Origin of the sequence: Pilimelia terevasa (assembly GCF_014647915.1) — a bacterium.
Taxonomy (GTDB): Bacteria; Actinomycetota; Actinomycetes; order Mycobacteriales; family Micromonosporaceae; genus Pilimelia; species Pilimelia terevasa.
In genome coordinates this window covers 434738-446537 of sequence record NZ_BMQC01000001.1, presented here as the reverse complement: position 1 = coordinate 446537, position 11800 = coordinate 434738, and the positions used below count along the sequence as shown (strand labels likewise).

6 protein-coding genes are annotated in these 11800 nt (G+C 79.0%); 1 reads left to right on the top strand and 5 read right to left on the bottom strand.

The annotated features are described in order from the left end of the window. Positions 1–195 precede the first annotated feature (195 nt). Complete coding sequence (locus tag IEY75_RS02175) at positions 196–5040, top strand: SCO7613 C-terminal domain-containing membrane protein (RefSeq protein ID WP_189112429.1); 4845 nt, start codon at positions 196–198, stop codon at positions 5038–5040. A 19-nt stretch (positions 5041–5059) separates the two neighbouring features. Here the strand turns inward: IEY75_RS02175 and purE are convergent, their stop codons facing one another. The 5 genes from purE to IEY75_RS02150 form a co-directional block, all read right to left on the bottom strand. Next, positions 5060–5566, bottom strand: coding sequence for a 5-(carboxyamino)imidazole ribonucleotide mutase (gene purE / locus IEY75_RS02170; protein ID WP_189112428.1), 507 nt, complete (start codon positions 5564–5566; stop codon positions 5060–5062). Continuing rightward, a complete protein-coding gene (locus IEY75_RS02165; RefSeq protein ID WP_189112427.1) occupies positions 5563–6711 on the bottom strand; it encodes a 5-(carboxyamino)imidazole ribonucleotide synthase in 1149 nt (382 codons plus the stop codon). Before IEY75_RS02165 ends, purE begins: the two co-directional genes overlap by 4 nt. 141 nt (positions 6712–6852) lie before the next feature. After that, positions 6853–8868: a thioredoxin domain-containing protein gene (locus IEY75_RS02160; protein WP_189112426.1), complete on the bottom strand. Its 2016-nt coding sequence runs from the start codon at positions 8866–8868 to the stop codon at positions 6853–6855. Positions 8869–8909: 41 nt separating this feature from the next. Beyond that, positions 8910–11351 carry a putative bifunctional diguanylate cyclase/phosphodiesterase gene (locus tag IEY75_RS02155; protein ID WP_189112425.1) on the bottom strand — a complete coding sequence of 814 codons (2442 nt, stop codon included), beginning with the start codon at positions 11349–11351 and terminating at the stop codon, positions 8910–8912. 159 nt (positions 11352–11510) lie between these two features. Further along, positions 11511–11789, bottom strand: coding sequence for a hypothetical protein (locus IEY75_RS02150; protein WP_229789305.1), 279 nt, complete (start codon positions 11787–11789; stop codon positions 11511–11513). Between the last annotated feature and the right edge of the window lie 11 nt (positions 11790–11800).

Here is an 11800-nt window from a genome sequence, read left to right as displayed (position 1 = left end):
GTCGCCCCAGGGAGCGCGTCGACCCCCACCGGCGGCGCGGCCGGCCGGGGCGTCCGGGCGCGCGCCCGCGAGATGCGACACGACAGACCCATCCGCCGCTGCGCCCAGCGGCACCCGCGCGACGGACCGGCTGCCACCCCGGCACCGCCACCTCGGGGACGCCGCCTCCCGGGCGCCGGCCAGGAACGAGGTGCGATGCGTACCGGGACCTGCCCCACCTGCGGCGGTGCCGCCGACCCCACGCGCGCGTGCCCGCACTGCGGCGCGGTGCCGGGCACCGTCGCCACCGCGCTGGCCGACCTGGAGCGGGAGATCGCCGAACTCGCCGCCCGCGACGTGTCCATCCAGGAGCAGCGCACCGCGCTGAGCCAGCGGATGCAGGCGGCGATGCACCGGCGCGCGCTGCTCGCCAACGCCCAGGACCTGCGCCGGCGGCACCCGGTCGCGCCCACGCAGGTCAGCCGCCGCCGGCGGCTGGTCGTCCCGGCCCCCGGCGCGCGCCCGGCCCCCGGCGACCCCGGGGCCGCCCCGACGCCGTCGTGGACGACGCGAGCCGCGCCGCGGGTCGCCCCGCTGGGCGGGCGGCCGGGCCGGTCCCCCGCCCCCGCCGCGCCGCCGGAGGCGTCCTCCGGCTCTGTGCAGAACGTCCTGCTGGTCATCGGCGCGCTGCTGCTCGGGGTCTCCGCGACGGTGTACGCCGGGCTGGCGATCGACAGCCTCGGCGGTGCCGCCCGCGCGGTCGTCCTCGCCGCCGTGTCGGCGCTGACGCTCACCCTGCCGCCCCGGCTCGCCGCGCGCGGCCTGGTCGCCACCGCCGAGACCGTGGCCGGGGTCGGCCTGCTGCTGGTACCGCTGGTCGGCGCGGCGCTGTGGGGCGTCGACGGGCCGTGGACCGGGATCGTGTCCGGCCACGTGTACGCCGCCGCGGTGTTCGCCGTCAGCGCCGCGGTCGCCGCCGCCTACGCCGCCGCGGGCGGGCTCGCCGCGCCGCGGTTCGCCACGCTGCTGGCGGTCCAGCCGGTGCTGCCGCTGGCCGCGTACCCCGTGGTCACCGGCGACGCCGGCTGGGCGCTCGTGCTGGCGGCCGTCGCCGCGCTGGACCTGCTCCTGGCCCGCGCGCTGCCGACCCGCCTGGCCGGCTGGGCGCGGGTGCACCACCGGCCGCGCGCCCAGCAGCCGGCCGGGCCGGCCGCCCGCGACGTTGCCCGCCCCGGAGCACCGCGGCCGGAAGCGGCCGCCGAAGAGCCGGACGCCGTCCTCGGCGACCCCCCGCCGCGCCCGGCCGACGCGGCGGCCCGGCCCCGCCCGGCGCCGCGGCCCGACGCCGCCCGGCCGGTGGCCAACCGGCTGCTGTGCCGGCTCGGCTGGCTGCTCGTACTGGTGGCCCTCGGCGCCGCGCTCGCCAGCGCCGTCTCCGCCCTGGTCCTCGCCAGCACCGTCCTCGCCGCGGGCGGGGCGCTGCTCGCCGGTACCGCCGCCGCCCTCGTGGCGGTGGTCGGCGCGCACGTGACCCGCCCGCGCTCCAGCCTGCCGGACCTCGCGCACGGGCTGCTCACCCTCGTCCTGGTCGGCGGCGCCGCGCGGACGGCCGCGGTCGCCCGGCCGGACGCCGCGCTGGTCGCGGCGGCCGCGATCCTGGCGGTCGCCGCGGTGGCGCTCGCGTTCGTGCCCGCCCGGCGGCGGCGCGGTCCGCGATACGGGGCCGCCGTGGCGCTGGTCGCCGTCGGCGGGCCGGTCGCCGCGGCTGCCCTGCGCGCCGCCGCCGCGGCCCTGGCCGCCGCGCGCCCGGCCTGGCACGCCGACCTGGACGCCTACGCCGCGCGGCTGGCGGCCGGGGCGCCGCTGGGCTCGGGCCTGCTGGTGGCCGCCCTGCTCCTCGTGGTGGCCACCGTCCTGGTCGCGCCGGCCGGGTGGCGCCGGGAGTGGAGCACGGTGCCGGTGGTGCTGGCGGCGTTCGCCGCGCCGGCCGCGCTCGGCCTGCCGTGGCCGGTGACGCCGTGGCCCGCGGCGGTGGCGGCGGTGCTGCTCGCCGCGGCGGCCCGCGTGGCGCCGCGGCCCCGCGCCGCGTACGCGCAGGTGGGCGGCGCCGGGCTGGCGGCCGCCTTCGCGGCGGGCACGGCGCTGGCCCGGCCGGACCTGTCGACGGCGGTCCTCGGCACGCTGGCCTGCGCGGGGATCGTCCTGCTGGCCACCGCCCGCCCGCTGCGCGCCGGGGAGCACCCGGTCGGCGCCGCGCTGCGGCGGGCCGCGCCCGGCGACGCGGCGGAGTGGATCGCCGGGGCGACCGTCCTGTGCGTCGTCGGCGCGGTCGCCTCGATCCTCACGGCCGGCGGCGCCAGCGCCCCGGCCCGGCTGGCGGGGGCGGCCCTGGCGGTGTGCGGCGGCCTGGTCCTGGCGGCGTTCCGGCAGGTGCGGCGGCGCACCGTCAGCGTGCCGTTCAGCGTGGCCGGCGCGGTCGGCGGCCTCGGGGTGACGGTGGCGGCGTTCCGGCTCGACGGCGCCGGCGGCGTCGACATCGCCCTGGGCGTGCTGCTCGTCGCCGCGGCCGCGGCGCTGCCGCTCGCGCCGGCCATGGACGAGCGGATCCGCAGCGACCGCAGCTACGACGGCGCCGACCTCGCGGCGGCCGCCGCGATCGCCGCCACGGTCGCGGTCCTGGCCCGGACCGCCGCCCTGGCGGCGCCGCACGCCCCGCTGCTCGCCGCGGCCGGGTTCGTGCTGCTGCTGGCCTGCCTCGTGCGGACCGTCCCGCAGCGGTGGCGGCGCGGCCCGGCGCTCGGGCTGGGGATCGCCGGCGGCGTCATCGCACTCTGGGTGGCGGCAGCGACGCTCTACAGCGGACTGCGGGTGCTCGCCGCACCGGGGCCGGTCTGGCACAGCGACCTCGGCGCGTGGCCCCAGCCCGGCCCGGACCACTGGCAGGCGCCGCTGGCGGCGGTCCTGCTGGCCGCCGCGGCCGCGCTGGCGCTGCCCACGCCCGCGCGGTACGACGCCGCGGCGGGGCTGGTCGGCCTCGCCACGATCGCCACCCCGGCGGCGTTCGGTCTGGTGTGGTGGTCCCCGATCGTCATCGACGGCCTCGTCGCCGTTGCCTACGCCCTCGCCGCCGTGGTCGCCCGCGACCCGCGGGCGGGCCGCGCCCGCGCCGTCGTCGGTACCGCCGTCGCCCTGCACGCGGTGGCCGCGGGCCTGGTCCGGCCGTGGACGACCGCGGCGGCGCTCGCACTGGTGGTGGTCCTCGGCCTGGTGGTGGCCGTACTCAGCCGCGACGACCCGCGCCGCCGCCTGCTGGCCGGCGGCGGCCTGGCCGCCGCGCTGCTGGCCGCGCCCGGGGCGGTCGCGTGCGCCGCGGCGAGCGCCCGGCTGCCCGTACCCGCGACGCTGGGGCTGGGCCTGGCCGCCTCCGCGTGCTGCCTGCTGGCCGTCGCCGCCGCGCGGCGCCCGGTGGCGCACCTCCTGCCGTACGCCTCGGCCGGCGTCGCCGGGGGTGCCACGGCGCTGGCGCTCGCCGCCCTGCCGACCGGCCGCGTCGCCCTGTACGCCGCGTGTGCCGTCCTGCTCGGCGTGGCCGCCGAACTGCTGCGCCACCGCACCCCGGCCCTGCCCACCGGGGTGTACCGGTCGTCCCGGCGCTGGCTGCTGCGGCCGCCGATGGGGGCGCTCGCCGCCGCGGCGCTGCCCGGGCTCCTCGTCGTCGCCGCCCTGGCCCCGCCGCTGTGGGCGGCGCTCGCCGGCCCCGTCGCCGTCCTCGACGGCGTCTGGCAGGGTCCGCCGCCCGCCCTGCTCGCGCTGGCCGACCGCCCGGACGTGGGCCCCGCCGACGTCCTGGCGATGCTGATCGTGACGGCGACGGCCGCCGCCGCGGCGGTCGGGTTCAGCGACGGCCACCCGGCCCAGGCCGCGCCCGTGGTCCTGCCCGGCCTCGGCCTGACGCTGCTGGTCGCGCCCCTGGGCCTGCACCTGGCCTGGCCCGCGACGACCCTGGCCGCGCTGGCGGTCTTCGCGCTGCTGATGCTCGGGGTCGCGCTGCTGCCCCCGCCCCCGCCGGTGGCGGCGGCGCAGCCGGTCCGGGCCAGCCGGGTGGCCGCGTTCGTGCTCGGGCTGGCGGCCGGCGGCGCGGGCCTGGCCGGCAGCCTCGCCACCCGGCCGCTCACCCTGACCACGCTCGTCGGGGCGGTGGCGGTCGGGGCGGCCGCCGGCTTCGGCGGCCGCACGTCGCTGGCCCGGATCCTCGGCTGGCTGTTCGCGGCGGCGGCGGCGCAGGCGCTGGCGCTCACGGCCGGGCTGGCGGCCGGGTGGCCGCCGCACTGGTCGGCGTTCGGGGTGCTGGCCGCCGGTGCCGGGCTCCTGGTCGTCGCGGCGACGCTGCCGCGGCTGGCCCGGCCGCAGGCGCGCGCCGAGGCGGCGACCGTCGAGTGGTCGGCGTACGTCGCCGCCGTCCTGGCCTTCGCGCTCGCCGCGGGGGCGACCGGGCACCTGGCCGCGCTGCTGGCGGCGTGGGGCGCGGTCCTGGGCCTGGCCGCCACGCGCCGCGGGCGCCCCGAGAGCGAGCGCCGCACCCTGTTCTGGCTCGCCATCGGCTGCGAGGTCGTGGCGTGGTGGCTGCTGATGTGGGTCGGCGGCGTCGCGGCGGTGGAGGCGTACACGCTGCCGTTCGCCGCGGTGGCGCTGCTGGTCGGCGCCCTGGAGGCGCGCCAGCGCCCCGACCTGGATAGCTGGCTCGCCTACGGGCCGGCCCTGGTCGCGGCGTTCGTCCCGTCGCTGGTCCTGGTGCTGACGACCACGAGCCCGATCCGCCAGGTGCTGCTGCTGCTGGCGGCGGTGGCGACGCTGATCCTCGGCTCGGTCCGGCAGAAGAAGGCGCCGGTCGTGGTGGGCGCCGTGGTGACCACCGTCGCCGCGCTGCACGCGCTGGTCCAGATCGGGCCGTGGCTGGTGCTGCTGCCGGTCGGGGTGCTGCTGCTGTGGTTCGGCGCGGCGAACGAGAAGCGGCGCCGCGACATCCGCCGGCTGCGCGGCGCCGTCCGCCGGATGTCGTGAGGCGCGGCCGGTGGGGAGGTCAGCCGGCGAGGGAGGCGTGCAGGGCCGCCTCCTTGGCGGCGACCAGGTCGACGAGTTCCCGCTGGTAGGCCGCCATGGCCTCGCGCAGCCGCGCCGCCTCCGGGCCCTCGCCCGAGGCGAGCATCCTGACCGCGAGCAGGCCGGCGTTGCGGGCGCCGCCGATCGACACCGTCGCCACCGGGATCCCGGCGGGCATCTGGACGATGGACATCAGCGAGTCCATGCCGTCGAGGTGCTTGAGCGGCACCGGTACGCCCACCACCGGCAGGGGGGTGCAGCTTGCGACCATGCCCGGCAGGGCCGCCGCGCCGCCGGCCCCGGCGATGAGGACCCGCAGCCCCCGGCCGGCCGCCGCGGTCGCGTACTCGACCATCAGGTTGGGCGTCCGGTGGGCCGAGACCACCCGCACCTCGTGCGGCACGCCGAACTCGTCCAGCGCCGCCGCGGCCGCCCGCATGGTGGCCCAGTCGGAGTCGCTACCCATGATCACGCCGACGACGGTCATGCCGTCCCCTCCTGAAGCCATCGGGCGGCCCGGGCGGCCCGCGCCCGGACCGTTGCCAGGTCGTCGCCGAGGACCGTCACGTGCCCGATCTTGCGACCGGGGCGGACCCCCTTGCCGTACAGGTGGACCTTCGCGCCCGGGTCCGCGGCGAACAGGTGGTGCAGCCGCTCGTCGATGGACCGGCCGCCGTCCGGGCCGCCGAGCACGTTGGCCATGACGACCACCGGCGCGGTCAGCGCGGTGTCGCCCATCGGGTAGTCGAGGACGGCGCGCAGGTGCTGCTCGAACTGCGAGGTGCGGGAGCCCTCGATCGACCAGTGGCCGGAGTTGTGCGGCCGCATCGCCAGCTCGTTGACGTACAGGCCGTCGGCCGTCTCGAACAGCTCCACCGCCAGCACCCCGACCACACCCAGCGCCCCGGCGACGTCGATCGCCAGCCGCTGCGCGGCGACCGCCCGCTCCTGCGGCAGGTCCGGCGCCGGGGCGACCACCTCGACGCAGACGCCGTCGCGCTGGACGGTCTCCACGACGGGGTACGCCGCCACCTGGCCGTGCGGGGACCGGGCCACCATGACCGCCAGCTCGCGGCGCAGCGGCATCCGCTCCTCGACGATCAGCGCCGTACCGGTGGCGACGAGCGCGCCGGCCGCCGCGGCGTCGGGCAGGACCCAGACGCCCTTGCCGTCGTACCCGCCGCGGGTGGCCTTGGCGACCACCGGCCAGCCGACCTCGGCGGCGAAGGCGGCCACGTCGGCGGCGGTGTGCACGGGCGCCCAGCGGGGCGCCGGTGCGCCGAGGTCGGCCAGGCGCTCGCGCATGGCCTGCTTGTCCTGGGCGAAGTGGAGGGCGTCGGCGGGCGGGTACACGGTGATGCCCTCGGCGGCCAGCGCGCGGATGTGCTCGCCCGGCACGTGCTCGTGGTCGAACGTCACGACGTCGCAGCCCTTGGCGAACGTCCGCAGCGCGGCGAGGTCGGTGTGCGCACCGATCTCCACGTCGGCCGCCACCCGGGCCGCCCCGTCCTCGGGTGACGCGGCGAGCACCTTGAGTGATTGTCCGAGGGCGATCGCCGCCTGGTGGGTCATCCGGGCGAGCTGCCCGCCGCCCACCATGCCGACCACGGGAAGTCCGGTACGCGTATCCATCTCACCGCACACCTTAGACGAGGCCCGACCGCGCTCCCGCCGACGGCCTGACCGCCCGCGACGGCCCGCCGCAGGCCAGGTCGCGGCCGCGCGCGGACCAGGTCGCAGCCGGGCACAGGTCAGGTCCCGGCCAGGCGCGGGTCAGGTCGCGGGCGGGGCGAGGCTGGCGGCGAGGGCGTCGGGGGTGGTCACCGGGGCGGCGCAGGTGAAGGCGCGGCAGACGTACGCCGTGGGGGCGCCGTCCACCAGCGGGCGCCCGGCCAGGAGGGGGACGCCGGGGGCGTCGGGCGGGCCGGCGACGACGACGGCGCCCGGCGGGGCGTGCCGGCGGGCCGCCGCCGCCAGTTCGGCGCCGGACCGGCCGGCCGGGGTAGGCAGGGCCACCGCGATCTCCACCGGCCCCGCGAGCAGGGCCTCGCCCGTCGCGGCGCTGTACCCGGTCGCGCGCGGGTGCCGCGCCACCGCCGGGGCGACCGTCGCCAGCGCCGCCTCGGCGGCCTCCCGGTAGCGGGTCCGGCCGGTCAGCGCCGCGTACGCCACGAGCGCCGCGCACAGCGACGACAGCCCCGACGGCGTGGCGTTGTCCGTCGGGTCGGCCGGGCGGGTGATGAGCGCATCGGCGTCGTCCGCGGTGTCGAAGTAGTGGCCGTCCTTGCCGGCGAAGTGGGTGAGCGCGGCGTCCAGCAGCGTGCCGGCGCGGGTCAGCCAGGCCCCGTCCGCGGTGAGCTGGTGCAGCGCGGCGAACCCCTCGGCGACGCAGCCGTAGTCCTCCAGCACCCCGGCGGGCGCGCCGACCACGCCGTCGCGCGACACCCGGCGCAGCCGCCCGTCGACCAGGTGCGTGCCGGCCAGCAGCCGGCCGGCCGCCACGGCGGCGTCCGCCGCGTCGGCCGCCTCGGGCAGCCCGAGCATCGCGTACTCGGCCAGCGCCGTCACGACGAGCCCGTTCCACGCGGCGACCACCTTGTCGTCGCGGGCCGGCTGCGGCCGGCGGGCGCGGACCGACAGCAGCCCGTCGCGCACCCGCGTCCACCGCCCGAGGAGGTCCGGGTGGGCGTCGTCGATGTCGCGGGCGAGCCGCAGGACGCTGGTACCGCCCTCGAAGGTGCCCTCCGCCGTCACCCCGAACAGGTCCGCCGCCCACGCGCCGTCGTCCTCGCCGAGGGCCTCGACGAGCTGCCGCGGCGTCCACGCGTACGTCAGGCCCTCGACGCCGTCGGTGTCGGCGTCCAGCGCGGAGGCGAACCCGCCGGCCGCGGTCCCCAGGTCGCGGCGCAGGAAGGTGGCCGTCTCGTGGGCGACCCGGGCGGCCAGCGGGTCGCCGCCGACCCGCCAGAGCTGGGTGTACGCCCGCAGCAGCAGCGCGTTGTCGTACAGCATCTTCTCGAAGTGCGGCACCGTCCACGCGGCGTCGACGCTGTACCGGGCGAACCCGCCGCCGAGCTGGTCGTACAGCCCCCCGCGGGCCATCGACTCGGCGGTGTGCCGGACCATCTCCAGCGCCTCGGCGCTGCCCGTGCGCTGGTGGTGCCGGATCAGGAACGGGAGGTCCATGGAGGGCGGGAACTTCGGCGCGCCGCCGAACCCGCCGCGCACCCGGTCGTACTGGCCGGCGAGCGTGGCCACGGCCCCGTCCAGCAGGTCGGCGGTCAGCGGCTGCGGCCGGCCGGCGACCGCCTGGGCGCCCGCGACGGCCTCGACCAGCGCGGCGCCCTGGGCGAGGACCGCCTCCCGCTGGTCCTGCCACGCCTGGCCGATCGCGGTGAGGAGCTGGGCGAACTGCTCCCGCGGGAGGTACGTGCCGCAGAAGAACGGCTGCCCGTCCGGGGTGGCGAACACCGTCATCGGCCAGCCGCCCTGGCCGGTCATCGCCTGGGTGGCGGTCATGTACACGGCGTCGACGTCCGGGTGCTCCTCGCGGTCGACCTTGACCGCCACGAACCCGCCGTCGAGCAGCGCGCCGATCCCGTCGTCCTCGAACGACTCGTGCGCCATCACGTGGCACCAGTGGCAGGCCGCGTACCCGATCGAGATCAGCACCGGGACGTCGCGCCGGCGGGCCTCCGCGAACGCCTCGGCGCCCCAGGGCCACCAGGCGACCGGGTTGTCCGCGTGCTGGAGCAGGTACGGGGAGGTCGCCGCGCCGAGCCGGTTCATACTCCGAGCCTAGCCCCCGGACCCCCGCCGCGGTGCCGCGCTCAGGAGGCGCCGGCGTCGCGCAGGGGCAGGATCCGGGCCTGGGCCCGGTCGCGCAGCGACCGCAGGACGGTCAGCACCTTGTCCGGCGGCATCGGGCGGAAGAAGTGGTACCCCTGCGCCGTCGTACAGCCCAGCTCCACCAGCGCCGCCCGCTGGTCGGCGGTCTCCACGCCCTCGGCGACCACCCGCAGCCCGAGCTGCCGCGCCAGCTCGACGGTGGCCCGGACGATCGCGGCGGCCTCCGGCGAGTCGACCATTCCGGCCACGAACTCGCGGTCCACCTTCAGCTCGTCCACGGCGATCCGGGTGAGGAAGGTCAGCGACGAGAACCCGGTGCCGAAGTCGTCCACGGCCAGGCCCACGCCGAGCGCCCGCAGCCCGCCCAGCACCTCGTCGATGATCTCCAGCTCGCTCATCACCACGGTCTCGGTGATCTCCAGGACCAGCCGCCGGGCGGGCATGGCGTGCCGGCGCAGCAGCTCGGCGACGTCGGCGGGCAGGCCGGGGTCGAGCAGGCTGCGGGCGGAGATGTTGACCGAGATGGGCAGGTGTACGCCGTGGCAGGCCCACTCCGCGGCGGTGACCAGCGCCCGGTCGACGACGTACCGGGTGAAGTCGGCGAGCAGGTCACTGCCCTCGACCACCGGCACGAACTCGTCGGGCGGCAGCATCCCCCGCCGCGGGTGCCGCCAGCGGATCAGCGCCTCGACCCCGGTGGCGGCGCCGGTGGACAGGTCGACGGCCGGCTGGAGCGCCAGGACGAGCTGGTCGTCGACCTGGAGCGCATCGCGCAGCTCGGCCAGCAGGGCGAGCTGGTCGGTGCTGGCGGCGTCGCGGGCACTGTCGTACCAGGCGATCCCGCCCCCGGCCGCCTTGGCCTGGTGCATCGCCCGGTCGGCCCGCCGGACCAGCTCGCACATCGTCGCGGTACCGGCCGGGGCCAGCACCACCCCGACGGCCGCCTCGACCGACAGCGTCACCCCGGCCACCTCCAGCGGCACGGCGAGCTGCTCGGCGATCTGGCGCGCCCGCTCCAGGGTCGCCGCCCGCGGCGCGCCCCGCTCGCCGTCGGCGGCGCGGCGGCGCAGCGCCGTCGGCGGCACGCCGGGTCCCGGGGCGACCAGCAGGGCGAACTCGTCCCCGCCGAGCCGGGCGACCAGCTCGCCGGGGCGGGTCAGGTCCCGCAGCCGGCTGGCGACCAGGCGCAGCAGCTCGTCGCCGGCCCGGTGGCCGAGGGCGTCGTTGACGTCGTGGAAGTCGTTGACGTCCAGCAGCAGCAGCCCGACCGACTGGTCGACCGGGAGGCGGCGCAGCGCGCTGTCGCCGTCGGCGAGCAGCGCGCTGCGGTTGATCAGACCGGTGAGCGGGTCGTGGTCGGCGGCGTAGCTCGACCGCTCCTCGGCCAGGCGTAGCTGCCGGTGGGTGGCGGCGTGCTGGAGGGCCGCGGCGAGCGCGTCGCCGTACGCCCGCAGCATCAGCTCCTCGCGGGCCGAGGGCGCCGGGCCGTCGCGGTGGATGCGGAGCTGGGCGATCTCGCCGCCGGCCCCGCCCAGCGGGCGGACGATGGCGGCGGTGCGGAACGGGTCCGGCGGCTGGTGGCCGGCGATGTACCGGCGCCGCAGCCCGTACGGCCGGGCGACGTCCAGCTCGACCCACCGGGCGCCGAACACGTCCCGGGCGCCGCGGACACCGGCGCGGGCCACGCTGGGCTCGTCGGCCGAGGTCAGCCGGCCGGCGGCCTCGGCCAGCGCCTGCCAGGACCGCCGCTCGTCGGCGGCCCGCAGCCGGTGGGCGTACGTCTGGTGCAGCAGGATCACCACCGGCGGCAGCAGCACCAGCCACTGCGGCTGCGCCGCCCCCACGGCCAGCGCGCCGACGGCCAGCGCGGTACCGCAGGTGGTCACCGGCCCGGTCGCCCGCCACGCCCGGCCGGTCAGGACGACCAGCCGCCGGCCCGTCCGCCCGGTGGTGCCGGCGACGGCGACGGCGGTGCCGGCGAGGTGCAGCAGGACGCCCGCGGCCAGCAGTACCGCCACGCGGGCGGGCGACCAGCCGCGGCCCAGGTGCGCGGCCACCAATGCGTAGCCGGCCGCGACGGCGGCGGTGGCCAGCACCAGCGCGGCGGCCGGCCGGCCGGCCGGGGATCCGCGCGGCCCGCCGAGCGTGCGCAGCCCGCTGCCGGCGGCCGCCCCGGCGGCGACGGCGAAGACGAGCCAGCCCCAGGGCAGCAGGTGCAGCCCGATGACGACGACGGCCTCGACCCAGCCCACGGTCACGGTCGCGGGGCCGACCCGCAGCCGCAGCGCGCTGGCCTGCGCGGCGCCGGTGAAGGCGAGTACCAGCGCCAGCTCCCACAGCGGCAGGGCGGCGCCGGCCGGATGCGTGAGGCACGCGGCAACGGCGGCGCACGCCGCTACGACCGCTCCGCCGATCAGCACCATCGCGACCGCCCGGCCCTACGGTGGCGGCGGCCGGCGTGGCGCCGGATGCCGCGGCCAGTGGCCGGTGCCTCCTTCCGAGTCCGGATCGGAGGACAGTTCCCTCCCCGCCGGAAGGCTAAGCCAATCAGGTTTCCGACAACAGAGGCACCCCGGAGTAACTCACTCCACAGTCGGCGGTGCGCCCGGGACGGGTCGGGCCTCGCCGAACTCGCGCGGCAGCCGGCGCAGCCGGCCGTTCATGTTGCGGACCAGCAGGACGGTGGCGACGGCGAGGAGGACGACGATGAGCAGGCCGATCGGGCCGGCCAGCCCGCCGGAGCGGGTGTCGCCGAAGTTGTTCACCTGCGGCCGCGGGGCCGGGGTGGCGACCGCGACGCCGACGGTCGCGGCGGCGGGGGCGGTCGCGGCGGCGGGGGCGATGCCGGGGGTACCGGTCATGGCGGCCCTCC